Annotated in this window: 27 protein-coding genes; 17 read left to right on the top strand and 10 right to left on the bottom strand. The window is 31.6% G+C overall.

Features of this window, described 5'->3' with window-relative positions; genetic code table 11:
* Positions 1 to 65 precede the first annotated feature (65 nt).
* From NNH57_RS25465 to NNH57_RS25420, 10 genes are all read left to right on the top strand, one after another.
* Positions 66 to 458 carry a hypothetical protein gene (locus tag NNH57_RS25465; protein ID WP_074405984.1) on the top strand — a complete coding sequence of 131 codons (393 nt, stop codon included), beginning with the start codon at positions 66 to 68 and terminating at the stop codon, positions 456 to 458.
* A gap of 185 nt (positions 459 to 643) precedes the next feature.
* On the top strand, positions 644 to 1,378 hold the full coding sequence (locus tag NNH57_RS25460; RefSeq protein ID WP_108807449.1) for a hypothetical protein: 735 nt from the start codon (positions 644 to 646) through the stop codon (positions 1,376 to 1,378).
* A gap of 179 nt (positions 1,379 to 1,557) precedes the next feature.
* Positions 1,558 to 1,998, top strand: coding sequence for a hypothetical protein (locus tag NNH57_RS25455; RefSeq protein ID WP_132065950.1), 441 nt, complete (start codon positions 1,558 to 1,560; stop codon positions 1,996 to 1,998).
* 472 nt (positions 1,999 to 2,470) lie between these two features.
* Positions 2,471 to 3,445 carry a hypothetical protein gene (locus NNH57_RS25450; protein WP_108807452.1) on the top strand — a complete coding sequence of 325 codons (975 nt, stop codon included), beginning with the start codon at positions 2,471 to 2,473 and terminating at the stop codon, positions 3,443 to 3,445.
* A 160-nt stretch (positions 3,446 to 3,605) separates the two neighbouring features.
* A complete protein-coding gene (locus NNH57_RS25445) occupies positions 3,606 to 4,286 on the top strand; it encodes an SMI1/KNR4 family protein (RefSeq protein ID WP_108807577.1) in 681 nt (226 codons plus the stop codon).
* 184 nt (positions 4,287 to 4,470) lie between these two features.
* Complete coding sequence (locus NNH57_RS25440; RefSeq protein WP_074405992.1) at positions 4,471 to 5,262, top strand: helix-turn-helix transcriptional regulator; 792 nt, start codon at positions 4,471 to 4,473, stop codon at positions 5,260 to 5,262.
* Positions 5,263 to 5,338: 76 nt separating this feature from the next.
* Positions 5,339 to 6,226 carry a TolB family protein gene (locus NNH57_RS25435; protein WP_074405993.1) on the top strand — a complete coding sequence of 296 codons (888 nt, stop codon included), beginning with the start codon at positions 5,339 to 5,341 and terminating at the stop codon, positions 6,224 to 6,226.
* A gap of 500 nt (positions 6,227 to 6,726) precedes the next feature.
* A complete protein-coding gene (locus NNH57_RS25430; protein ID WP_074405994.1) occupies positions 6,727 to 7,392 on the top strand; it encodes a hypothetical protein in 666 nt (221 codons plus the stop codon).
* Between the two features lie 250 nt (positions 7,393 to 7,642).
* The gene (locus NNH57_RS25425) at positions 7,643 to 8,746 is read left to right on the top strand and encodes a serine hydrolase domain-containing protein (protein WP_159099167.1); all 1,104 of its coding nucleotides are present in this window, start codon (positions 7,643 to 7,645) and stop codon (positions 8,744 to 8,746) included.
* Between the two features lie 258 nt (positions 8,747 to 9,004).
* On the top strand, positions 9,005 to 10,222 hold the full coding sequence (locus tag NNH57_RS25420; RefSeq protein WP_108807454.1) for a serine hydrolase domain-containing protein: 1,218 nt from the start codon (positions 9,005 to 9,007) through the stop codon (positions 10,220 to 10,222).
* A 264-nt stretch (positions 10,223 to 10,486) separates the two neighbouring features.
* Here the strand turns inward: NNH57_RS25420 and NNH57_RS25415 are convergent, their stop codons facing one another.
* Entirely contained in the window at positions 10,487 to 10,981 is a 495-nt protein-coding gene (locus NNH57_RS25415) for a MarR family winged helix-turn-helix transcriptional regulator (protein ID WP_159099168.1), read from the bottom strand.
* A gap of 47 nt (positions 10,982 to 11,028) precedes the next feature.
* Here NNH57_RS25415 and NNH57_RS25410 point away from each other — a divergent pair, with 47 nt between their 5' ends.
* The 6 genes from NNH57_RS25410 to NNH57_RS25385 all read left to right on the top strand — a co-directional run bounded on the left by NNH57_RS25410 (position 11,029) and on the right by NNH57_RS25385 (position 16,087).
* The gene (locus tag NNH57_RS25410) at positions 11,029 to 12,189 is read left to right on the top strand and encodes an alanine racemase (RefSeq protein ID WP_082994726.1); all 1,161 of its coding nucleotides are present in this window, start codon (positions 11,029 to 11,031) and stop codon (positions 12,187 to 12,189) included.
* 6 nt (positions 12,190 to 12,195) lie between these two features.
* Positions 12,196 to 13,182 carry an ornithine cyclodeaminase family protein gene (locus tag NNH57_RS25405; protein ID WP_108807456.1) on the top strand — a complete coding sequence of 329 codons (987 nt, stop codon included), beginning with the start codon at positions 12,196 to 12,198 and terminating at the stop codon, positions 13,180 to 13,182.
* A 285-nt stretch (positions 13,183 to 13,467) separates the two neighbouring features.
* Positions 13,468 to 13,866, top strand: coding sequence for a hypothetical protein (locus NNH57_RS25400; protein WP_074405998.1), 399 nt, complete (start codon positions 13,468 to 13,470; stop codon positions 13,864 to 13,866).
* A 33-nt stretch (positions 13,867 to 13,899) separates the two neighbouring features.
* On the top strand, positions 13,900 to 14,196 hold the full coding sequence (locus NNH57_RS25395) for a hypothetical protein (protein ID WP_074405999.1): 297 nt from the start codon (positions 13,900 to 13,902) through the stop codon (positions 14,194 to 14,196).
* A 145-nt stretch (positions 14,197 to 14,341) separates the two neighbouring features.
* Positions 14,342 to 15,109, top strand: a complete 768-nt coding sequence (locus tag NNH57_RS25390; protein WP_132065948.1) for a hypothetical protein — start codon at positions 14,342 to 14,344, stop codon at positions 15,107 to 15,109.
* 381 nt (positions 15,110 to 15,490) lie between these two features.
* A complete protein-coding gene (locus tag NNH57_RS25385; protein WP_074406001.1) occupies positions 15,491 to 16,087 on the top strand; it encodes a tetratricopeptide repeat protein in 597 nt (198 codons plus the stop codon).
* Positions 16,088 to 16,282: 195 nt separating this feature from the next.
* Here NNH57_RS25385 and NNH57_RS25380 read toward each other — a convergent pair whose 3' ends face one another.
* From NNH57_RS25380 to NNH57_RS25360, 5 genes are all read right to left on the bottom strand, one after another.
* Positions 16,283 to 16,873: a hypothetical protein gene (locus tag NNH57_RS25380; RefSeq protein ID WP_108807458.1), complete on the bottom strand. Its 591-nt coding sequence runs from the start codon at positions 16,871 to 16,873 to the stop codon at positions 16,283 to 16,285.
* Positions 16,870 to 17,376 (bottom strand): RNA polymerase sigma factor, encoded by a 507-nt coding sequence (locus NNH57_RS25375; RefSeq protein ID WP_108807459.1) that lies wholly within the window; start codon positions 17,374 to 17,376, stop codon positions 16,870 to 16,872. Before NNH57_RS25375 ends, NNH57_RS25380 begins: the two co-directional genes overlap by 4 nt.
* 450 nt (positions 17,377 to 17,826) lie before the next feature.
* Positions 17,827 to 18,882 (bottom strand): low-specificity L-threonine aldolase, encoded by a 1,056-nt coding sequence (gene ltaE / locus NNH57_RS25370; protein ID WP_074406004.1) that lies wholly within the window; start codon positions 18,880 to 18,882, stop codon positions 17,827 to 17,829.
* Entirely contained in the window at positions 18,882 to 19,922 is a 1,041-nt protein-coding gene (locus NNH57_RS25365; RefSeq protein WP_074406005.1) for a radical SAM protein, read from the bottom strand. The genes ltaE and NNH57_RS25365 overlap by 1 nt, the downstream gene beginning before the upstream one ends.
* 62 nt (positions 19,923 to 19,984) lie before the next feature.
* A complete protein-coding gene (locus NNH57_RS25360) occupies positions 19,985 to 21,100 on the bottom strand; it encodes an aminotransferase class V-fold PLP-dependent enzyme (RefSeq protein WP_108807460.1) in 1,116 nt (371 codons plus the stop codon).
* A gap of 626 nt (positions 21,101 to 21,726) precedes the next feature.
* Here NNH57_RS25360 and NNH57_RS25355 point away from each other — a divergent pair.
* Positions 21,727 to 23,535: an IPT/TIG domain-containing protein gene (locus tag NNH57_RS25355; RefSeq protein ID WP_108807461.1), complete on the top strand. Its 1,809-nt coding sequence runs from the start codon at positions 21,727 to 21,729 to the stop codon at positions 23,533 to 23,535.
* Between the two features lie 120 nt (positions 23,536 to 23,655).
* On the opposite strand, the gene NNH57_RS25350 is transcribed toward NNH57_RS25355, so the two are convergent.
* From NNH57_RS25350 to NNH57_RS25335, 4 genes are all read right to left on the bottom strand, one after another.
* On the bottom strand, positions 23,656 to 23,835 hold the full coding sequence (locus NNH57_RS25350) for a hypothetical protein (RefSeq protein ID WP_132065946.1): 180 nt from the start codon (positions 23,833 to 23,835) through the stop codon (positions 23,656 to 23,658).
* Positions 23,836 to 24,259: 424 nt separating this feature from the next.
* Positions 24,260 to 24,901 carry an outer membrane beta-barrel protein gene (locus tag NNH57_RS25345; protein WP_108807462.1) on the bottom strand — a complete coding sequence of 214 codons (642 nt, stop codon included), beginning with the start codon at positions 24,899 to 24,901 and terminating at the stop codon, positions 24,260 to 24,262.
* 247 nt (positions 24,902 to 25,148) lie between these two features.
* Complete coding sequence (locus NNH57_RS25340) at positions 25,149 to 26,006, bottom strand: hypothetical protein (protein WP_108807463.1); 858 nt, start codon at positions 26,004 to 26,006, stop codon at positions 25,149 to 25,151.
* A gap of 26 nt (positions 26,007 to 26,032) precedes the next feature.
* Positions 26,033 to 26,389, bottom strand: coding sequence for a hypothetical protein (locus tag NNH57_RS25335; RefSeq protein ID WP_108807464.1), 357 nt, complete (start codon positions 26,387 to 26,389; stop codon positions 26,033 to 26,035).
* Positions 26,390 to 26,553 lie beyond the last annotated feature (164 nt).

Below are 26,553 nucleotides of genomic sequence, written 5' to 3'. Positions count from 1 at the left end.
TTTGTTTACTAACTTAGTCCTAACCATACACAAACACGTTGTAACACATTTACCAAAACCAACCAATGGAAAAAACATTTTTCAAAAACCAAACATTTCAAGTTTTAATAATAGCTACACTCGGACTTTTAATTTGCTGGAATCTATACACATTTTTGATTTCTAAAAGTTTGATTGCGCTCATTCCTACTTTAATTCAAATAATAGTTCTAGTCTTAGTTTTGATGAGACATAAGCATGCTAAAATGGGAATTAATGTCTCGGCCGTAATACTAATGCTGGGAGGCGGACTTGTAATTCTTGGAAAGCTAATAAAATTATTTATTGGAGATGATATAACGGACGGAATAGGGAAGTTGATCTTGAATGTATTAATATTCTCAGCTGGACTTGCTATCTACAATTACAATCAAAAAACAGTCGAGGTAAAACGGACGGACGAAAAAATGTCGGAATAAAAACGTGTTACAACAACATATATGTGATCATAGCTGATTAGTGATTAATCGATTGGTTCTTGTATATTTATGATGGCGCAGTGATTTTAAAACTCTATAAATGTATAAAATCTACGCAGAAAATATCGGTGGCTTGGTAACATTTTGCTCTGCTACGACACATATATTAAACGTTACCTACAATTATGAAAAACACCACCATATTAATATTTTTTCTAATATTAAGTTCATTCGTATTTGGACAGAATCTGAAAGGAAATTATTCTGGATATTGGGCTTCGACAAAATGGAGTTATATTTTTGATGGCAATGGAAATTTTGAATATGTGACAACTGGTCATTTTGGATTTACAAATACTAAAGGAAAATATGAAATCAAAGGAGACACAGTTTATTTGAAAGCAAAGAAAACAGGAAAAGGTACTTTGGACGTTAGAAGAAGAATGCTGATTGATAAAGATTCTTGTATAATTGATTTGCGTATGAGATATGATTATTGCAAGTCGAGAAATAGTGAATTTCTAAATTCTAAGAAACGGAATTTTAAATTTCCTCAAACAAAAACTGATAATCCTAAAATTATATCAGATTTAAAAACCGTTTTAAATTCTGCATTTACCAATCCCAAAGTCGTTAACTATCTCCATTTTGATGAATTACCCGAGAGAAAACTAATTTTTAAACCTTATTTTGGATTAAATCAATCAAATTTCCCCGATTTAAAAATTGGAAATAAGACCGTAGAATTTCAACAAAATGATTTACCTAAATTCTACATTGAATTTGTTGAAATAAATCAAAATAAAGATAGTATAGAAATTGAATTTGAAATAAAAGGCGAAGGAGCAAATTTTACAATGATTTATGAAATTACAAATGAAGAATGGAAATTAGAATATGAAAGTAATCATGAATATTAACTGTAGGTAACACGGTGTATAAAACATAGCAGCTAAGTGATCAATCAAATGGTTGTTGTATTTTTGATAAGGCGCAATGCTTGCAGAAAGGAAAAGTTAGCAACCAATGCGCAGAAAAATTAAAAAGTAAGGTAACATTTTGCACAGCTACGACACATATTTTTAACGTTGTAGCACATATGAAAAAACTCATTTTGATATTAATAATTGGACTGATTTATTCTTGTAAACCAAGAATAAAAAACAATCCAGAAACTTTGGAGAAAGTTTTTGCTATGTCGGACTTTGATATTGAAATTCAGAATTGGGGATGTTTTGGAGGAAGTGAAGAACATTTTAATGTTACTGTTAAAAACAATGGATTCTTATTAAAATCAAAAAGAACAGGAAAAAGCCATTTAGTTTCAAAAATTAAAATGGACTCACTTAAAAACTATCTGAAAACAAAAATCGGGAAAGAAAATTATGGAGGTTGTACTTCTAGTGAATATATCAGAATAGGTTCATTATTCAATTCTGTTGACTATCAACACAGTTATTGTAGCGGAATTGAGGCGACAATGATTAATGACTTACTAAACTATTATGAATTGATTTCTAAAAATGAAAAGGAAAATTAATAATGTTTTAGGCTTAATTCAAATAATATTATCTGTTGTCTGGATATATCAAATGATTGAACTCTATTACAAATATCATTATACAGATATACTTTTTGCATTTATGTATCCGAATTGGGTCATATTTTCAAATGTTATTTTAAGTATTATAAATCTATACTTTGGAATAAAATTAATGTCCGGAAAAACATCCAACAAACGAAGTTACTTGACAATGTTCTTTTTAATAACGATTGGAGGATTGATAAATATTTTTAGTGTTACGTAAATAAAAACGTGCTACAACAATATATATGTATTCATAGCAGCTAAGTGATAAATCGAATGGTTCTTGTATATTTATGATGGTGCAATGTTTGCTAAAAGAAAAAGAAAAGTTAGCAATCAATGCTCAGAAAAACCGAAAAGCTAGGTAACATTTTGCCCTGCTACGACACATATATATTGTTGCCACACATTTGAGAAAAACCCGATGAACATTAAATTTCTGCTTACATTTTTCACTCTCATTTCAGGACTATCTGTCTTTGGACAGTTTAGTCGTGAAAACATTTCCACAGATTCGTCAGAAATTGAAATTATTAGAAATTCTGTTTATCACATTTATGAAGAAAGCTTCAAAAACAAGGATTCTGTTTGGAGAAGTGTACATTTTATAAAAGATACTACAAGATTAAATACAGAAGGTTGGACAAAAAAAAGCGGAAAGAGAATCGGAATTTGGAAAGAGTATAACTTCAATAAACAGTTATTATTCACTCGAGATTATGACAATGCAATTTGTGAAGTTAACAAAAAACTATTTCCACATCACGAAATACTTGAAGGAATGAAAAAAACGGCTGACAGCTTGATTATTTCTAATTATGGTCAAGAGTTTTTTGATAACCAAGTACGTTTTGATTTTAACTGTTACGCTTATGATAAAGATGGTTATGTAGGTAGTTGGACAGAATCTATGAAAAGAAAACCTACTGAATTTCTTTTTAGATATCAAGTCAGACTTAAGAACTCGGATTGGCAAAGCGAAATGATTGGAATTAGTCTTGACGAAAAAGGCAACTACATTCCGAGTCACGATAGATTTAACAACAACGGATTTGAAAAACTAAACTCAAAAAACAGAACTTTTGAAATTGACAAAACGAAAGCTATTTCAGTTGCAAAAAAACACGGATTGAAAGGAGAAAATGTTTCCGAATTTTTAAAATGGGAAAGGTTTAATAAAGCAACTTTTTATGATGGACAGTTTAAATATCATATTACCGAATTAATAGACCAAATAGACGAAATTAAAAAAGAAGGTCGTTCGAGAATAACTTACAAGTTCAATGTTTATTCATTTAATCCTTGGACAAGAGAATTCTTGGAAACAAAGAAAATGAAACAAATTAAAGAATGGGGAAAAGACAGCGGATTTACATCTGATTTATTACCTGATGAATAAAAACGTGTGACAACAACGTGTATAATTAATTGCTTGAGTATCGTATGTGCTAATCGGAATATTCTCCGAATATTCCTCAGTTCCGTCCCCTTTTGCTATCTTAGTTGCTTACGCAACTAACCATACACAAACACGTTACCAGCAATTCGACAAAGCGCAAATGACAGATCAATTAAACCAAATTAAAGAGAAACTCGACCGATTGAAAAAGCTGGATAGAAGTTTGCACGCATTTGGCGCTGAAAAACATAAATACAAGCTGAATAAAATAAAATCTGAAAGAGAACTAACTAACTTTGAGAAAGAGCATAAAATTACTCTACCAACTGGATATAGAGAATTTATTAAACAAATTGGAAATGGCGGTGCGGGACCATATTTCGGATTAGAGCCGATTGAAAACGGAATTTATGCTGACCTAGATTATAAAAATGCAGATCATTTGAATGACTTATCTAAGCCATTTCCTCATACCCAACATTGGAATCTAGATTTTGGAGAAGTAACTAGTGAAAATGAGGACGAATATTTTAGGAAAAAGGATAAAGAATATTTTCAAAATAAATGGACCAATGGAATTTTAAGAGTTTCAAATTTTGGGTGTGGAGTTTCATTGAATCTAGTGGTAAACGGGAAAGAATACGGGAATATGTGGGTTGATGACCGATGTAATGATCAAGGGATTTATCCTAACCCATATTTTGACACAGAAGGGCGTGTGACTTTTTTAAATTGGTATGAATTGTGGCTTGACAAGGAATTAAAAGAAAGAAAAGCAGGTAACAATGGCTATAATTCATTGTGGCGGAATTTTCTACGGAAAATTCCTATCTTTAAATAATGGCTTGGTTCTCGCGGAATGGTCCTAGCGGACAATTCCACAACGAAACCATAGCCCAACCGCTACCAAACATATTAAAAAAAGAAGTCCAAATTCAAGAACTATTAAAATTATTAATATTGACAATCGTATCGCTAAATACTTCCTTTGCTCAAAAAAAACAAGTACCTAATTGCAAATATAAATGATAGAAATAAACAAAGTAAAGACAATAAAACTATCAATGCTTGACGGTATTGAGCTAAAGTCTGCCATGTTCATCGATAAAAATTTTCCTTCGCATTTTCATCAATCTTGGAGTCTGGCTCATATAGAATACGGAAGCGAAAACATTGCATTTGACAATTCAGGTTTTTTGGTCAGTAAGAATGCAATACAATTAATCCCACCTTATTCAATTCATAAAAACTGGGGTAATAAAAACAATCCTTGGACTTATAAGGCTCTTTATATAAGCGATGATGTAATCAAAAGTATTTCAAAAAAAATAAATGCCGATTATTCTCACCTGGCAAGCTTTCCCTATTTTCTATCCTACTGTAACAGTGGGTTCTACATAAACGAAGCATCAATTTTTAAAATCATTGAAAACCTTTTTTTGGATACTTTGAATGACGATGAGCAATCATATTCTCAAAAAAATGCTAACGAACCTTTTGACGATATCCTTAATTACTTGTTTCTAAATTATAATCAATCAATCACTTTAGAAATACTACAACAAAAGTTTAAAGTGAATAAATTTAAACTACAAAAAAGCTTTAAAAAGAACATTGGTTTAACACCTTTGGAATATCTAACTACCATTAGAATAGAAAACTCAAAAAAGCTTTTTTATACAGATGTTCCTTTGGTAGAAATTGCACTTGAATCAGGGTTTTATGACCAAAGTCATTTTACGCATAGTTTCAAAAAATACGTTGGAGTAACTCCTGGTAATTATAAAAGGAATAGCAAGATTTTACAAGACTTGTAATTCTCTCAAGAAGTACATTTGCTTTCTTAATTAAATCAATGAGAAATCAACACATTTATAAATAAAGGAAAAAAACATGAAAGCTACAAAGTTATTAATATTGACATGTGTTTTATCGCTAAACACAATCTTTGCTCAAGAAAATAAGGAAAATGACAAATCTAAATCATCGTCCCATGCAATTGCCTATACTTCAAAGGGAGTAGCAAAAATTTATTCAATCGATAAAGAAGGTAAATCAAATATTAAAAGTATAAATACGAAGGGTGATTACTTAGCGTTGTCTCCTAATGGAAAAACATTTGCTTTTCGAGTATATCATGATGACGGAAAGACTTGGTCTATTCATACAATGAACAGTGATGGTACGAATAGCAAACGATTAACTCATGCAAAAAACAAATGGGATAGTGCACCTGAATGGACTCCCGATGGAAAAAAAATTGCTTTTGCAAGAGAATATAAAGATTCGGAAGACGTTTGGCAGGCAGAAATTTGGATTATGAATCAAGATGGTAGCGAAAGAACTCAAATAGAATCACTGAAAGGCAGTAACCCTTATTTTACTCCAGATGGAAGAATAGTATTTACTTCGGATTACAAAGATAAAAAAGGTGAGATAAGCATAGCAGATATTGATGGCACCAACATTATCCATTTGACAGATAATGAAGCTGAAGAATGGCATCCTGAAGTTTCTACTGATGGTAAGCAAATCGTTTTTATGTCTAATAGAGATGGAAATTTTGAAATTTATGTGATGAATATTGATGGTTCTAATCAAAAACGATTAACATTTAATAATGTTGGTAATTGGCACCCATCCTGGTCCCCTGATGGTTCTAAAATAATTTTTTCATCAACCAACAAGGATAAAAAATCACATATTTATATTATGAATAAGGATGGTTCTTCAGTAAAAAAGATTCTCTCTCATGGTAGAAAAGCGACATTTCTGCGTTAGCCAGGACCAAATAATGAAGCCCTGCGGTTTCACCTAATGGCATGCAAATCGCTTTTATGTTGATATGGACGGAAAATATGAAATCTATAGATGGGTCTAATCAAAAACGGTTGACCCATAACACTGTTGAAGACTGGTATCCATCATGGGGCCCTAGACGATTCTAAACTGATATTTATGAGTAAAGTAGATGGAAAACCGAATATCTACATGATGAACAAAGATGGTTCTTCGAAAAAGAAAATTATAGAACATGGTACACATACCGTATGGTTAAAAATAGCTAACTAAACAGGCACTAAGAGTTGATAAATCATGAAACAAATAAATCGGATAATAATTATACTCACGTTTGGTAACAATGTATAAAAATAATAGCGGTTTAATCGTTAAATTGAAAGTAAGTAAATCTAAAAAAAGTCTGAGTTTAACCGAAAAGTTAGTGTGTAAAATCCGCTACTATTCTTATACTAACCGTTAGCATTAATTAACCCAAAACTATGACCAATGAATTAATAAGAAAGAATCTGACAAAAAGAAAAGAGTCTTGTTTGTCTATTCTTAATTCTATTTCAAACCTAGATAGTTATCTGAAAAACATTTTTAAGAATTTAAGTGAATTCGATTTTGAAAACTACAAACAGAATTTAGAAAATGAAATTCTTGAAAATTTAAAGGAATGGTGGACAAACCCTAACCAAGGGATTAAAAAAGAAGAGCAGTTATTTGCAATTCTTTTTGAATATGATTATTTCTTTCAGAAAAATGTAGAAGCAACCGCATACGGAATTGGGGAATGGAAAGATTATCAAGCACAAACGGACAAGTTTGATATGGGATTTGACTATGATTTCACAACAGAGTTTTACTCTTGCCCTGGAATAAAATTAAACTTCTTTGATAGTCTTGAGGCTTTGGACCATTCTAATCTGCCAGAAAAATACACTGATAATTATTCTGAAGTTGATGATATAGAAGATATTGAGGGTTCTAATGAACTGATTGAGTTACATAAATTCGAGGGAATGATTGCAATTCACGATGTTCTATCAAAACTTAATTCAAATAATGAATTTGAATCCCTAAATTATATGAATAATTTTATGTTCTTAATTGATGAACACGACTCTGGAGAAGTATACCCATTGCTTATCAAAAACAAATAACTAATGCTAACAACGTGTATAATTAATTTCTCTGGCAAGTATTTGTTTACTAAATTAGTTGCTTAACCACGCAACTAACCATACACAAACACGTTACAGCCAATAATCGAAACACTTTACAAATAGTCAAAAACATTAAATGAGAAAAAAACTAAAAATTATATTTCTTACAATACTTTCATTTGTTCTATTCCTCTTAGTACTTCTTTCTATTCAATATACACCTACCTATGTTTATCGACTTATAACAATGAATGTAGCGGATGTTCATGATTATAAGAACTTTAAAAATCATGAGATTCAGGGAGCAAAAAATACCAATACATTCGTTTCTAATCCTAAAGAGAAATATGTTGAGTCACTATTTGGGGAGCTGGTAACTAAAACTGGATTTAATAGCTTTGAAGAGTGGGCTATTGAGTCTCAAACTACTGCACTAATTGTTATAAAAAAAGATACAATCATTTATGAGAAATACTTTAATGGTTTTAGTAGGGATTCCTATTTTCATTCTCAATCTATGGCAAAGTCGTTTATATCGTTTTTAATTGGTGCTGCTATTGATGATGGTCTAATCAAAAGTATAGAAGAGCCAATAACAAATTATGTTCCTGAACTTTTGGAGCGTGATCAACGCTTTAAAAAAATATCCATCAAAGATTTACTTGAAATGCGTTCAGGGCTTGAATACAATACAAGCCTCATACCATCCACTAATATTCATTCTCCTTGGCATGATGAAGCAGTTGGATATTACCACCCTAATGTTCGAAAGCTGCTACTTGAAAATGTAGAAATTTCATCTGAATCAGGAAAAGACTTTCAATATTCTAATTACAATACAAGCTATCTGGGATTGATTCTTGAAAGAGCTACTAATTTAACTGTATCTAATTATCTAGAGCAGAAATTGTGGTCAAAAATAATGGAGTATGATGCACTCTTTTCTATAGATAGCGAAGAATCTAATTTTGAATATATGCCAAGTCGTTTGATTGCTCGGGCGATTGATTATGCACGTTTTGGTCAGCTTATGCTCAATGAAGGAAATTGGTATGGTAATCAAATTATATCAAAAGATTGGGTCCAGGAGTCTACTCTAGAAAACAAATCAATTCCTCGAGATGTTTATCCAAGATGGTTTGGAAGAAGCGACAAAAGAATTTATTATAATTATCAATGGTGGGGTCATGCAAATAAAGACGGTACTTTCCATTTTTATGCAAACGGAAATCTTGGACAGAATATTTATATTATCCCGCATAAAGAAACTATAATTGTTCACTGTGGTAATTCACTTCAATATTATAGTGGTGATTTTGATTTATGGAATGTTGCTTTACTCTTGAATTAGAAATTAAACGATAACAATGAATTAAAATAAATACTGGCTGTAACACGGTGTATAAAACATAGTTAATAAAGGTTAAACCGAAAGGTTCGTGCTTATTTTTAAAAACCGCCAAATTTTTTAATTTGGCTTTTAAGATTGATAAGTTAAAAACAAAAAATAAAAAGTTTTGGCTAAGTGCTTAATCGAAAGTTCACTACTTTTAATTCCCGTACTAACCATAGCCGATACGTTACCAACAAGCTAAAAAAACAAAGTTTAATGAATAAAATAATCCTAGTCCTCTCAATTTTCATTTTGGTAGTTGCTTGCGGACAAAAAAACAACTCTAAGAAAAAGAACACAAAGGACTATTCGGAAATTAAAGATACATTGACTGCTCATATTAGCAAAATCAATGAGAAAGGAAAAATAGTTGGATTTTCTGTCGCAATGGTGAATTCTACTGGGATTCTCTATAATGAAGGATTTGGTTTGGCAGACTCCACAACCCAAAAACCATATTCGATCCAAACTGTTCAACCCATTGCCTCAATTTCAAAGACCTTGATTGGGCTTTCATTGTTTAAAGCCCAAGAAATGGGCAAACTTAATCTTGATGAACCCATAAATAAATATCTTCCATTTAAAGTATCAAACCCAAACTTTCCAGAGACACTTATTACAATAAGACAATTGGCCATCCACACGTCCTCAATAACCGATTCAGATAGTTTTTGGGAAAGCGATTACATACTTATTAATAAAGACCATAAAAAAGGCACAGGAATACCAGATTATTTCAATGAGCCTAAAACCAAAATATCACTTGCCGATTTTTTAAAAAGTTTATTGACCGAAAAAGGCGCCCTGAACAATGGCAAAAGTTATTCCGTAAACAAACCGTCTGCAAAATTTGATTATTCAAATGTTGGGTCAAACCTATGCGCACTTGTAATTGAATCGGCAACTGGAATTCCTTATCAAACATTTACTACAAAATACATTCTTGAACCTTTACAAATGAACTCATCAAGCTGGACTGCTAAATATATCGAATCAAAGAACCGTTCGACATTATATGCAACTAACGAACAAATTATGGCGGATTATACAACGGTGGGGTTTCCTGCAAGTGGACTAATTACATCAAGCACCGATTTGGGAAAATATTTGTCTGAGTTAATAAAGGGCTATTCAGGAAACGGAAGTTTATTATCAAAAGAAAGTTATAATGAGATTTTTAAAAAGCAATTGATTAAAAGTCAGCTTCCAGAAGGAGTTGACGCAAACACAGGTATTTTTATGGATTATTCGAAAAGGGGAATTGGTTATAATGGTTATGACCCAGGTGTTATGGCGTATATGTATTTTAATCCTGAAAGCTTGATCGGTAAAATAGTTTTAATAAACACCGACACAGATTTTGATGAAGAAGTTCGACCGACCTTAGATAAAATTTATAACATTTTAGGCGAATATGAAACCAAGCTCAAGTGAAAAAGCCAGTTGGTAACAATGGCTATAGTTAATACGGGTTTTGGTGCTTACCCAAAATTTTAGTGTTTTTAACCAAGTCCGCCAAATCTTTTGATTTACAATTGTGGTTTTTATTTTAATTTTGATAGTTGTAGTCCTTCGGTGGGCTTTAGAGAAAAATATAAAACAAAACAAAAAGTTTTGGCTAAGTGCTTAATCGAAAGTTTAGTTACTTTTAATCCCATACTAACCATAGTCGAGACGTTGCACACCATTATCAAGATGTTACGAATCTAAAGAAATTAATAGTTTCTTTAATAATTCAGAAAGCTCTTTCTTTTCTGATTCACTCAAAGTTTTTATAGATTCGCTAGCCTCTATCATTCTCCATTCAATAGCTTCATCTATTATTTTTAATCCCTTTTCAGTCAAGCCTACTAATTTCATTCTACCGTCTTTTGAATTAGAAGAGCGGTAAACTAATTCTAATTTGGTTAGCCTGTTTATTAAGGCTGTCATAGCACCTGAACTAATAAGAACCGACTTCATTAGTTGTGAAGGTGTTAATTCATAGGGATTGCCAGAACGTCTAATGGTAGCCATCACATCTAAATCGGTATAGTGAATATTAAAACCTACTACAGCCACACCTGCTCTTCTTTCTAGAATTTTACCCAGCATTAAGATACGTCCAACTATTTGCATTCCAGATGTATTTAGTTCTGGTCGTTCATTCTTCCATTCGGATTGCAATAAATCAATTAAGTCGCTATTCTTCATTTTTAAAGTGTTGATTTTGAGGTGAAAATACGAAAATATATCTTCACATGAAGATATATTGTATATTTGTAAAAGTATCTTCATGTGAAGATATATTTAACACGATAGATAACTTAAAGAATATCGACATGATTACTAAACCAACGCTTATAATAGACCAGCAGAAATGCAGAGAAAACATCAATCGAATGTTTAACAAGGCAAAATATCATAATTTAGACTTCAGACCGCATTTTAAATCTCATCAATCATTAGAAATTGGTTCATGGTATAAAGAGCTGGGGGTAAATAAGATTACGGTTTCATCAGTTGATATGGCAAAATACTTTTCAGAAGATTGGAAAAATATTACTATCGCCTTTCCTGTTAATATTCTAGAAATTCAATCTATTAATGATTTAGCTTCAAAAATCATTATAAACCTGGTAGTTGAAAATGTTGAGAGTATTTCTTTCCTATCAGAACACTTAATTTCAAATGTAAACGTCTTTCTAAAAATAGATGTAGGATATCACCGTACAGGTATTAATCCAAAAGATAAAAACTTAATGGATACTATTCTTAAAGTTATTAATGCTAATCATTATTTAACTTTTGTAGGTTTTTTAGGTCACGCTGGGCATACATACAAATGTAGAACACAAGAAGCCATTAAGGAAATACATCATATTAGTTTAGAAATTATGACAAGTTTAAAAGTTCAGTATAAATCTCAATATCCAAACTTAATTGTTTCGTTAGGAGACACGCCTAGTTGTAGTGTTGCTGAAGACTTTACAGGTGTTAATGAAATACGCCCAGGTAATTTTGTTTTTTATGATTTAACCCAACATAAAATTGGTTCCAATAGTATTTCACAAATCGCTGTTGCTATGACTTGTCCTATTGTTGCTATTCATGAAGACCGTTCTGAAATTGTGGTTTATGGTGGTGGTGTTCATTTTTCTAAAGATCGATTAGAAGATAAAGAAGGGACTATTTTTGGAAGAGTTGTTGAGAAAACCGAAATGGGTTGGGGAAATATCATTCTCGGAATGTATGTAAACAGTCTGTCTCAGGAACATGGTATCATTTCGGTTCCAAAATCTGAAATAAACAATTACAAAATTGGAGATTGCTTGTTAATTCTACCTATTCATTCTTGTATGACAGCAAATTTAATGAAATCGTATCTAGATATTAATAATAAAGTAATCACAAGACTATAGCTTATCATGAAAAAAACACTACTATTTAACCGCTCTTCATTTGAAAAGCAATTAGATATGAACGATTATATTCAGGCAGTATCTTATGCTCATCAATTACATGCTGAAGGAAATATAATTGAAACCAACCTTATACATGCAGATGCCCCAAATGGAGAATATCATATAAAATCTGGAGGCATAATAGGAGAAAAATCATATTATGGGCTTAAAGCAAATGGTGGATTTTTTAATAATCAGAATAGATATAACCTGCCTAATATTTTAGGAATTATATATTTATCAGACGCCGAAAATGCTTATCCGTTGGCTATTTTTGAATCTTCGTTAATTTCTAAAATGAGAACAGCTGCAGCTACGGCAGTTGCCGCAAGATACTTGCAACCTAAAGATCCTATTCATTTAGGAATTATTGGCTATGGTAATCAAGCCGAAGCACAAATAGAAGCCTTGCTATGTGTATGTGATGTAAAATCCATAAAAATTTCAGGTAGGAATCAGCAAAAACTGATTGAGTTTGCTAAAAAAATAAAAGATGAACTATTCATTCCTGTAAATACAAGTAGTTTAGAAAACACATGTAAAAATTCTAATATTATAATTACCTGTACTCCATCTACTAAGCCATTCGTTAATCATGAATGGATACAACCAGGAACTTTTATTGGAGCTATTGGAGCTGATAGCCCTGGAAAAAATGAGTTGGATCCAAAAATTATACAAAACTCAAAAATTATTGGCGATATTAAGAACCAAATTATAAAGGTGGGTGAGTCTCAGCATGCCATTAAAAGCAATTTGATACTTCCTAAAGATATTTATGGTGAATTAGGGGAGTTAATTACAGGCAAAATAAAAGGACGCACTAATGATAAAGAAATATTTGTTTATGACTCAACAGGAACAGCTATTCAAGATATTGCTTGTGCTGCATTTATATATAAAAAATTAAAAAACGAACCAAATATTGCTGGAATTGACTTTTTTGGTTAAATAAAACTAATCATCGATGATGTAATTAATTTGATTTTTGCAAATAAATCTATATAATAATAGTGTACAACAACGTATATAAAAAATAGCAATCTTAGTGTTTAGACAAAAGATAAATAATAAAATAAGGTCAGTTATAATCTGAAAAATTAGTGTGTAAAATCCGCTACTTTTCATATACAAGACCGTTGTAGACCATTTTGCCGTCAGAATACCCAATATTAGGTATTTGATTGAACAGAACTTAGAGTTAATTTTAAATCAAAATTTTCAAAAACCAAACTGATGAAAAAAATTATACTACTTCTATTGTTCTTAGCAATCAACTTTCAATTATTTTCTCAAAATACGAAGAAGAATAACTGCTCTGAAAAACTACAAGTAACTTTCCTTAGTAGAGAAACCGCAAAATGGGAATTAAAAAACCATACTACTGCTCGTGATTACTTGAATATAGTAGTGGACGAAAAAGGTATTTTTTATAAAAATGAGACTTTAAGAGATGGAAGTCACTTAGAACGTTTAATCAAAAAAGATAATACACTATTCAATGAATTTAACGCAGTTATAGGAATATACAACGAAGCAAAATTTGAAATATTTACCGACTTGTTGTGTTGGCTAAATAATTTTGAGAGTTATCAAGTCAGTGAAGTACAAATTTATCATTTCGATAATTCGTAATAAAGAGCTGTTATTCAACTAAAATTTATAAAAATGAGAAAACCAACGTCAATTTTAAATCTAAAAATCATTGAATTTCTGTTCACAGATGAAAAATTAACATCTATGCTTAAAGCTAGAGATAAAAACGAAAAAGCAGCTGGAACAGAATTATCCTGCAAATTCTTAAGAAAAGATGAAGATGACTCAAAAAAATCTATTTACATAGTTCAATTCATCTATAAAACGAAAAACAATTACAAAGAGGATTCAGATGACTTGAGAGTAATTGTTGTCGTAAAAGATAATAATCCTGTTGAATTTGAAATAGAAGATATAAAACCATATTAATAACTGCATACAACAACGTGTATAATTTATTGCTAGTTCTAACCTACTAACGAAAATCCGTGAGGATTTTCTATTCGGTTTTTATTTGCTAAATTAGATGTTTAAACACGCAACAAATCATACACAAGACCGTTAGGTGCCAATTATGAAAACTCTAATTCTAATATTTTTTATTCTGTTTTTTACTAATTCTTTTGCGTGTGATTGTGCAATCATCCGACTTATTGACGGATATGAAAAAGCAGATTTTGTCGCTACAGCTGAAATTCAAAAAATTACTCCTGATGGAAATCACTATCACAATCTTGAAATAAAAATCGACGAGATTTTCAAAGGCTCAAAAGTATCTAAATTGAAAATCAAAAGTATCTTGAATTCATCCTGTGCATTCTATACTCCTGAGGGGTCGAACTGGTTGATTTTTGCTTATGAGGATAACGAAAAAGAACTAGTCTTTGGTTCATGTTCTGGGGCAATTCAACTGGACAGAAAAGTGAACGAGGAGAAATACCCAGGACTCACTAAAAAAATCGAATTAAGCAATTATAGAAAACTTAACGTACTTCGCTACATAAAAGAGAAGGAACTAAACATTAAAAACGACTTTCGATTGGATTACACCTTTCTGAACGATTGTCTTGACAATGGAAAGGGATTTGAACTAGAAGAAGGGGCTTTTGGACTTTTTAAAATTAGGGTAAGTAAAAAATTAAAAGTCAAAAAAGTTACCAGCATAAAAGGACTGCAAAACGAGACACTTAATGGAATTGTAACTCAATGTTTCATGGAAAGTTTTGAACTATACATGAATGACGAATCGAAAATTCCAAAATCTTCAGAAATTACTGTTGGGATTTATTTCTATGGTACTGAGGGTGAACATCAAAGTTTTGTTACAACGTATGACCTGTAAATAACTGGTGCCAACAAGGGGTATAATTCATTGCAACTTTCTTACTAACTTTAAACCTATTAACCATTAACACGGCTGCATTTCATACGGACAATTTCCGCTGGAAATGTCCGCAACGAGGTCATAGCCGAGCCGTTATAGCAGCTAATTATTGAATCGAAAGGTTATTATATTTTTATGCAGGCGCAATGCTTGCAAAAGTAAAAGTTAGCAACCAATGCGCAGAAAAATCGAAAGGCGGGGTAACATTTTGCTCTGCTACGACACATATATTAAACGTTACCACCAATTAGGTACGTTAAAGGCACACCGTTTACACTTTTTAAGGTATAATTTGAGAGGAAAATCAAATTATCCTGCTTTATCTAAATTGAAACACTGATGAAAAATATATTATTATTCTCTTTTATAATTTTAGTATACTGCAAATCCGACAAGCAAGATAATTTTCTAGAAAACCACGATCATTCAAAACACATAAACCAGAAGATTAAAAACGAAAAAGCTACTGAGTTCTATCATAAGGGCACTAAATTATTTGAACAAAGAAACTTGGATTCTGCAAAAATTTATTTGAATAAATCTCTAGAAATAGAAAAGAACTCAATCGTAATAGATGAACTTGGAACAATTGCATTAACTGAAAAAAAATATCAAGAAGCCATTAGCTATTTCGATGACAGTATAAAACAAGATTTAAATTATTGGCCAAGTCACATTAATAAATCAAGAGTATTTATCTTAGCAAACCACTTCGATAGTGCAGAGAAAACTTTAAGAAATATGTTACTTAAATGCGAATCTGAATATTGGAGAGCTTATGCTAATCTTTATTTGACTTACATCTATACAAACGGAGTATTAGATTGTGAAAAAGCAAGAGAGTCTTCAAAAAAATCCGTGTTCATAAAAAATGATATGAAGTTAAAAAATCAATATGAGAGCATTATTAAAGGAGTAAAAAAAGACTGTAGTTAACATGATATATGAAATCAGAGCAAAGTTTAATGTCAAATCGAAAGGTTAAATTCCTTTTTGCAGAGGCACTAAATTTTTATAAGTTTAAAAAGAAATAAAAATGCGCTGATAAATCAATTACTTTAAGCATACTTACCTTGTTCCGATTCATATATTTAGCGTTATCTTCAATAACTCAAAAAATTCTTGCTACTATTAATTTCTTAAGGTTTCTATTAATTTATCAACCCTTTCTAATCTTGGATTAATTTCATTTTTTACTCTTTTTTTATTTAGAAAATATCCGTAAACCCCCAATCCAATTGCAACCAAAAAAGTAATGACTATTACATATCGTTTTGCAGGTATGTGCCAAAAGCCAATAAAAAAGAGCAGCAATATTGGATAAATAGGTAAAACTACCCAATAAACGGAAGTTTCAAGCAATTTCTTTTGGGCGTTAAGATATTTCATAGTTTTTTTGAGATATTCAAGGTAGTTTTCTTCCAAATCATTTGGTTTAATTTTTTTTATGCCAAGCACCTGAAGTAATATATTAATCGAAAAGATAATTAATAGGACAGAAGCAATTTTGGTGGTAGTGAACGGAGCCCAATAAGCGATAAAACCAAATGACAGAATACAAATAGTTGCAGAAATTACCTCTACAAGTTCTAGATATTTCCACCATCTATACAACCGGCCTAAACTTGATTGTAATTCTATCATCAATTTCGATTTCTCGAATTTTATACGTTCCTGATTACTGGACGATTGCCAGATTTTAACCAATTCATCTTCTATCATAATAATTCATTTATACAGTTCAACAATTTTGATTTAATTCGTTTGATTTTTACTGCTACATGGTTTTCAGACAATCCCAGAATATTTGAAATTTCCCTATAGACTAGCCCTTCCAAGTACAGAGCAACTATAGCTTTATCACCTTCATTCAATTTTTTAACACACTTTCTTAGAGCTTTTAGTTTTTCATTTCCGTCTTCATTATTTACTTCTGACCTAAAGTTGGAAACAGTAATACTATCTAACCTTATCATTCGATTTTGATTCTTAGTATGTTTAGACTTGAAACGAAGGCAAACATTTAAGGCAACTCTAAACATCCAAGTACCAATAGATGAATTACCTTTAAAGGCGTTCATCGATTTCCAAACATGAATCAAAACCTCTTGAAAAAGGTCTTTCGTATCTTCATCATCTTTGGAATAAATCGAACAAATTCTAAATAGTTTCTCCTGATTCTCTTCTAAGGCATTAAGAAATATAGTTTCACGTTCTTTTCTCATTGTTAAAGCTTGTCTCTACTATTTTAGTTACCATAGTTTTCAAAATATGACACTTTAGTATATTATTTTTTTTAAATCAACAACTGAAGACTTTTCATTACAACAAATTTTTTAGTTAGTTTGCGCAGATGGACATCACTTGGATGTAACTGTTACGTATCACTACAAAAGATAACAATATATAAGAAAACACAAGGTTTTTGAGTACAATAGATAACCTCATAGACAAGTTGGAGTCTAAACTAGAAAGCTTAAATAAACCTCATATTATTGAGAGTGATAAAGAAGTAGGGTTGTATTGGGTTGAATGACAGGTATCGATAAATGGTGTGTTACAAGACATTATATTAATAAAAAGAGGTGTTTGATTTTTAAAACACCTCTTTTCTTATTTTGAAGAATTTTAATCTCTAATAATAACTTATTTGTGAATAAAATAAAATATTTGGGTTAAATGGTAGCTATAGTATTGGTACATATTTTGGATACTATTTCGACCGCTTTTTCACAATCTTCTTTGGTAACATCCAGATGAGTTACTAATCGTATTCGTTTATCTGATGTACAAAGAAATAGCAAACCTTCTTTTCTGGCTTCACTTTCTAATTGGTGTGCATTAATAGTATCGTGAATTACATCCAGAATAACCATGTTGGTATGGGTTTTTTCAATATTTACTGATATTCCATCAATTTCATTAAATCCATTTGCTAATATTTTTGCATTATGGTGATCATCTTTTAGTCTTTCGAAGTGATTTCTAATCGCATAAAGCCCTCCTGCAGCAATAATTCCTGCTTGCCGCATAGAGCCACCTAAGATTCTACGTAATCGATACGCTTTTTTCATTGTTTCAGAATTGCCGGCTAACAAAGAACCCACTGGAGCCCCAAGGCCTTTGGATAAACATACAGATACGGTATCAAATCCTTTTGTTAATTCTTTTAAAGGGAGGTTATGATAGATTGCGGCATTCCAGATTCTGGCACCATCCAGATGTTTGGATAGATTTAGGTCATCGGCCATTTTTAGCACCTTATTCATTTCTTTTCTATCCCAGGTTACTCCTCCGCTAACATTATGCGTATTTTCTATAGATACCAAAGTAGTAGGAGCAAAGTGTACATTATCTGGTTTATAATGTGCTTTTACTGCTTCTGCAGTAAATCTTCCATCTCCAGGAAGAACAGTTAGCTGTATAGAAGATATAAACCCTGCAGCGCCAGACTCAAACATCCAGTTATGAGCGTTTTGTCCAACTAAAATATCATCGCCAGGTTGGGTTTGAGCTTTGATTGCAATCTGATTCGCCATACTCCCTGTAGGAAGATATAGTGCTTTATCTTTGCCTAAAAGGTTTGCTACTGTTTCTTCTAATTCGTTTACAGTAGGATCTTCTCTATACATATCATCACCAACCTCTGCATTAGCAATTGCTTGCCGCATAGCTAAGGTTGGTTTAGTTACGGTATCAGATCTTAGATCGATTACTTTTTTTACTATCATTACACACCATGTTTTACTAAGTCACTAAAATAATCTCTGATCTCCTTAAAATGCGGATAGGCGACACCAATACATCCTCCAAAATCAGGATGTTTTTTTGCATCCATTAGTGAATCTATTACATCCTGATCCCAAATAATGTTATAGTCATCATCAATTTCTCCTACTTTTAGAGTTAGATTTACAGGACATACATACACATTAGGGTATACAACACCAAATAATTGCTCACCAGCTACACAACTTCCTACACCTTCAGGGAAATTCATTATTTCTACTCCCCAATTACCAAAATCTTCACTTACACTTAATTGAAGAGGGCCTTCGTGTTCATCATACACTTTTTTCATAATCTTATAAGCTTCGATAGTATCCTCTTTAGTCATTCGTAATTCTGGATATTGATCTTGTACATCTGCGAATCGATTTACTCGTATAATATCTACCCCCAGGTTTTCACAATGCTCAAAATACGATGTCAGGGTTTTTACAGACATGTTTTCTTTATTTAAAGTAAAGGTGAGGATGATCTTGAATGGATATCCAAATTTTTCTTCAAACCGGCGTATATTCTCTATTGCTTTTATAACTACAGAAGGCTGAGTTAATCCTTTAAAGTCTTTGGCTTTATCTTCGGTTCCGTGGCTAGTCATAATTATGGTATCAATTTTATTTTTTACACATAATAAAAGAAGTTCTTCATAATTATCTTGTAGTAGAGGTCTACCACTAGACCAGGCAGCATTTTCAAAATACCATTCGTCATTTTGATAAAATAATTCTGTTTTTAGGTATTTTCCGTTTTCGGCAAATGTATCTGATACCATGGGTAAAACGGTATACCCTTTAGCAGCTAAACCTCTAATTCTTTTGATAGCGATTTCTGGCTCTTCAACATGTTCACTTAGATGATCTCTTTTTAACCAACAAAATTCGCATAAAGCTTTGCAAGTTTTTTTTCCTAGCCTTGTGTCTAAGTAGTAGTGAAGTTCTGTTTTTGATGGATCTGTGTGATCGTCATAAATAATTGGTTTTTTCATGAGTTTGTTTTTACGAGTTAGTTTTTGTCTTAGATAATTTGTTAATGCAATTTTGAAAACAATCAGAGATACTTGGTTAAGCAGTGTACTATTTCTGAAGACTCTTCTTTAGAATTAAGATATGATGGGGAAAAACGGATATACCCATGCCATAATGCTGTATGAATATTATGACTGAGCAATTTTTGATGTAACTCCTCTGAGGTTATTTTTTTGTGTTTTACAGATAAAATCCCTGATCTTGTTATTGGCTCTTCTTTATGTTTTAGATATGAATTAAAACCAATGTTTTTTAATGCCTCATCCAGGTATTTGATATGCGCAGTAGTCTGTTTTTCTATTTTCTTAACAGAGATGGTGTTAATAATTTCAAGAGCTTTATTAAGTCCTATAGCGACGCTAAGTGTAGAAGAACTGTATTCAAATTTTCGTGAATCTTGAAAAAAAGTAAAAGGATATTTTGGGGAATAAATATTTACTTCATCTAATGCATCGGCTCCTACATATACTGGTGTTATGTTTTTTAAAAGTGCTTTTGAGCAGTATAAAAAACCCACACCTACAGGTGCCATGATCCATTTCCATCCACATGTGGACAGGGCAGTTATATTGGATTTTTTTACATCTATTGGGAGTACACCTGCACTTTGCGCTGCATCAACAAAAAAGTGAATGTCATTTTGCTTACATAGTTCACCTAGCTTATTTAACGGGGCTGTGTAACCAGATAAGTACCCTACATGACTTAGAGCTAATATTTTGGTATTAGAGTGTATTAATTGATTTATATCTTCTAGAGCTATTACTCCATTTTTTGTTGGGATATAATCAATTATAACTCCTTTGTTTTTAAGAAATAACCAGGGATATACATTAGCTGGATACTCATTATCAGGAATAAGAATTCTATCTCCTGGTTGCCAGGGATATCCTTGCGCAATGATATTTATACCTTCAGTGGTGTTTTTGGTAATTGCTATTTCTTCTGATGAGCAGTTGATTAATGTAGAAATCTCATTTTTTAAAGACGGTATGGTATTCTGAGTACTATTTTTTATACCGACTTTCCCTTCAGTAGCGTGGGTACAATAGTAGTTATTTATTGCACTAATCACCGAAGGTTGAATCCTCGAGACTCCGGCTGTATCAGAATAAATGATTTCCTGAGAACTTGACATGTGTTGAGTTTGGTTTTAAGAGATAGTATTTTTTTTACATATGCTTTGTTATTTGTGAGGAATACGATTAAGATTTATATATTGTTTTGATGTCGAAATTAAGTAATTGCTAATATTTAAAATGTAACATTTATAGGTGTTTTATTGCACTTTTATGCTTGTAAACCGATAGTTTTATACCACATTGGGGTGATTTCAAACAGCTTATGCAAAAAATCAGATGAGATTTGTATGGATAATGATTTTGTTATTTCCTATACGGTGATGGCCCAATAGGATGCTCCTCTCATAATAGATATATCAATCATTTTGACTCTATTTTATAATTCTGAAAAGAGTAGTAGAGTCGTTCACACAATCTTCCTGATAAGGGATAAAATTCTTGAAATATTATATTATGATTTGCTCAAGTATATATTGAGCTATACCAACATCTATTTATTTAGGCAATCTTCCTTTATATGAAAATAAGTGTGTTAATTTCAAATATCAAATAAGTAGCGTCGAATATCTTCTAAAGTTCAACGAATGACAAATAGTCAATTTACTACGCTTGTATATATCTAATTTCGTCACCTCAAATTCATTGTATAATTCGGAATATATAAATTATAAGAAAACCTAAAATGAAAAAAAGACAAAACAAAGTATGGCTAGCAATGATCACCTTGTTTTCAATCATATGCGTATTATCTTGCAAAAGTGATGATGATGATGTAATCCTCCCGCCAAAGATTAGTAGTTTTACTCCAGCTCTGGCAAAAGTGGGAGAGGAAGTTACTATAACTGGAAGTGGTTTTAGTACTATAGCAACAAATAATAAGGTGAATTTTAATGGTGTGGCTGCTACTGTGAGTAAAGCTACAGCAACTTCTCTAAGTGTAACGGTTCCTCAAGGAGCTACTACAGGAAAAATCGCAGTGAAAGTTGGAGAACTAGAGGTGACAACTGCTACTGATTTTACTGTAGTGTTACCGCCAACAGCCACTTCATTTTCTCCAAAAGAAGGCATAATAGGTACAGAAGTAGTTATAACCGGTACAAATTTTAGCACTACGGCAGCGGATAATGAAGTGAAATTTAATGGTATAGCAGCTACTGTAAGTGCGGCTACATCAAATTCATTAACAGTAACTGTTCCGGCGGGAGCTACTACAGGGAAAATAGTAATAAAAGTTGATGGACAGGAAGTAATGAGTGCTACGGATTTTACTGTAATCTTTCCACCAACTATAAGCTCATTCTCTCCAGAGGTAGGTGCAAAAGATACAGAAGTAATTATTACAGGTACAAATTTTAGTACTACGGCAGCGGATAATGAAGTGAAATTTAATGAAACTATCGCTACGATAAGTGCTGCTACCGCTACATCATTAACCGTTAATGTTCCAGCGGGAGCTACTACTGGTAAGATTTCGGTAGAAGTTAATGGTCAAATAGGGGTTAGTAGTACTAATTTTGGAGTAGAACAAGTGGTCACTACTCAAGATTTTATAATGACTATAGATGAAAACCCGACAGCTAATCAAAATCTGGGAACCGTATCGGCTACAACCACAGATGGTGCTATTGCCTACGCGTTATCTAGTCAGACGCCATCTGGAGCATTAGCTATAGATGCTTCTACTGGAGTGTTAACTGTTACAGATGCAAATCTGTTTGATTATGAAAGAAATACAACAGTAACAGCAACCTATACAGCTTCTGTAGGCCAGTCTACAAGTCAATCTACTATTACCATAAACTTAAATGATCTAAAAGTAGATCAAACCGGTTTGATAGCAGAATACAAATTAGATGGTAATTTACAGGATGCAACAACCAATGGAAATCATGGTACTGAGAAAGGAACATTAACTAGTGTTACAGATAGACACGGAATAACTAATGGAGCATATCAATTTAGGGTAAATGATTTTCTACAAGGTTATTTTACAATTCCTAATATACTTCCGGGTTCAAATTTATCATTTACAATTTCAATGTGGGTGAAAAGAGATAGAGCTTCTTTTGGTTTACTAATAGATAAATCAAATGGAAGTTTTCCTGCATATAATTGGTATGTGGCAGGAGCAGGGTCTAGCGAAAATAGTTTAAGAGCATATTATCAGGAATCATTAGCTTCCCCTGGGACTTTTCCTGCTGTAGTTACTAATACAGGTGTCAATGTCACCCCTATTAATGAATGGGTTCATCTAGTACTAACTATACAAAATGGATCAACAATTAAAATATATGTTAATGGAGAAAGTAAAGAAATAGGCTCATCTAATAGTGTAGCTACTATTAATACTTTAAGTCAGGAAATTATTGCCATAGGATCGCAAGATGAGGGTTTTACTAATACACTTGAAGGTAGTATGGATGACATATTGTTTTATAATAGAACGTTAACCGATAGTGAAATTGCTGCTTTAGCAGCAGATAAATTTTAAAAATTCTAATGAAACTTTATTAGTTAGTCTATCAGACAATATAAGATTTCGTTATACTATCACAAAACCTTTATTCTTAGTTTATCTGAGAATAAAGGTTTTGTGGTATTTTTTGTATACCTAAGATTGTACTGTACCGTTTTTGTTTTCAACTTCTTCTTTTATCGAGTTGTAAATATTCGTATCATCAATCTTAGTTATCGAAGATAACTTTTTGAGTAATAGCATTGCTTCATCTTTACTTTCCTCAAACATATTTATAGTGCTCTTATTAAATGTGATATTTTCTTCGGCTTCCATTTTTAATATGTGAGACTGATATAAGAAATTTCGTATAATATGATTACTTGCATATAACATTGAGTGATATATTTTTCTCTTTTCAATGTTTCGCTTTTTTTCTAAAATCACTATGATATTCAGCATAATAAATAAAGTAAAGAACTTAAACCATAGAAATATCAATTCATCGATTTTTGATGATTTAATAAAATTAAAGTATATATCTATTTGTTCTGCTAAATTTATATTTCCTATGATGCAATATAAATACCCAATTGTGGATAATAAAAATCCAACGATCACATAAACATATTTTTTTAAAACCAGTTTCATTGTATGTTATTATTTTAATTATAATTATTTTTAGTTATATAACAATACAACCGTAATGTATAGTTGATTTTAGGGTAGCTGCTATAGTAGGCTATAACGGATGTTGTTTTTAGAATTTGTATGCTAATCCAAAATTGATATGCTCAAAATCAAACCCTACAATAATTTCGTCAGTAGATTTTTCTCCTTCATCAGCTTTCATAGATTCATAAGATATAGCTCCCCATAAAGCTTCAATGGCAAAGTGATCATTTAGGAAATAGGTTAATCCAGGGATAAGCCCGATTTTATACCCTTTTTCTTTATTTTTTATACCATTTCTTTCTACATCAGCTGTAAGGTAATCTACTCCAAGTTCACCAAAAAGAGAGAATTTATGACCTGGCGTAAAATCATATCGTCCAAATACTCCGATAAGTCCATGATGAGATCTAATTTCTGTTTCTCCTTCTTCTTCTTTTTCACTTTCGTATCCAAATTTCACACCACCAGTTACAGTATTAGAAATGAGGTAACCGACTCTGGTAAATACATCTAGCATAATATCTTTATGTTCTTCTCCTTCATCTTTAATTGTTTTAGAATCAAATCCAAACAAAGCAGAAACAAATATATTTCCTTGTTCAAATTCTCCTTTTTTATCATAATCTTTAGCAAAATGATGCTCTTTTGTAGCATTATTATGATGTTCTTGAGCATTTACAAAAGCGAAAGATGCCATTGCTGTAGTCATTAAAAGTATTTTTTTCATGCGTTAGTGTTCTTAAAATATTTAATTTATTCTTTTACATCTCTACATTCTAATACACTACTTTGTACTCGAAATAGGTGATATTTTATGGTTAGGTTTAAGAGTGGGTATAGAAACTAATCTTTAGAATTTTTCGAAGCAGTGCCCTGGGGATAAGGCACATTAATTAGTTCGAAAGGGTATGAATGTGTAGGGGGATTAGCTTAGATTTTGATATGTTGTCTACAAAACCAGGGGAGGAGGTCTGTTATAGTTTGGTATGCTCGTATAAAGTTGTTATTTCATTATATGCTCTGGTGAGTTTATTAGAAATATCATAGATTTCTTTATGCTTGTATCCTTGTTTTCCAAGTTTATTTTGTTTGATAAGTTCCCAGATGGTTAATGCATTTGCAATTTTTTCGTCTATTTCGGCATTATCAAAGTCTGAAAGAAGTAATGGGGTATTCATTCCATCTATTTCATTGTATATGTTTTTCAACATTTGTTCAGAATTTTTGTCTTTCAGTGTTGGGTGATTTGCTAAATAATATAACGCCAGTCTTTGTGCAAGCATACGCTGTCTTCCCGAGACGGTTATGATTTTTTTCAGTTCTATATCTTTTTCGTTATAAGAGTCATCATTGGCCAGTCCTTTTATAGTTTTATTAGCATTTTTGGATTCTATCACAATCGAGCGTACAACACTTTCTGTTTCTTTAAGTAAATCTGTATTTAGGTTCAGAATTTTTTTAGCATCATCAAAATTGGGAGTACTTTCTATATGTTTTTTAAATACTACCCATAGATTTCCTACTTTTTTTATTTTACTCTTTGTTACCTTATTGCTAGAGTTTTTAGACAAAATTTCATTTTGTTTTTCAAAAATAATTTTACTTGTCATGAGATCTCTTGACGCCTTGTCATCATCAGAATTTTCTACCATATATAGATAATCTTTAGCCATTTTCTGAATTAGCATACCTTGTTTCTCAGATATATTGATGGCTTTATTATAGGTCATTACGCCATATTTGGGCTTAGACTGGGCATTGATACTAAATGTCGTTATTCCCAGTATAAAGAGTATATACACTGATTTAGCAGTTAAATAATTATTTCTCATTTCTATTATTTTTAAGTATTTATATATTAGTATTCTTCAAGAATTAATGTTGTAATTTTCTTATCGGGAGATAGTCCCAGAATTAGAATCATAGAAGTATTTTCGAATTCTGTTAGGTATCTTTTTGCTTTGTCTTCATCTAATAAAAAAAAAGAAGTTCCCATTGGTCCTTTTTTTGACTGGTTTTCAGAAACGAATTGCTTTACTTTTTCGATCGTAAATGTCGATTGTAAATGAGGTGAGAACGAGTTAAAAATCTTATCAGCATCTTTTGCGTTATATGCATCAGTTACTTCGCTAATTATTTTTTGATAGTCTTCTTGGGTTTGTGAAAAACTCATTTGTAAAAAAAGAAATAAGATTAGACTAAGTATTTTTTTCATAATATTTTAATTGCGGTTAAAACATCTTTTAATTATGGTTAAATTGTTGTTTTGTAACCAGTTTGTTTTATTGGGTGCGAAAGTAGAATTAGAATCTGTAGAGAATTTGTGGAGAATCTGTAGGAAATCTGTAGAAGTTGTTTAGATTCCTTTTTTTTAAGGTA

Origin of the sequence: Aquimarina spinulae, from assembly GCF_943373825.1 — a bacterium.
GTDB classification, from domain to species: domain Bacteria; phylum Bacteroidota; class Bacteroidia; order Flavobacteriales; family Flavobacteriaceae; genus Aquimarina; species Aquimarina spinulae.
This window is presented reverse-complemented; position numbering and strand designations above follow the sequence as displayed.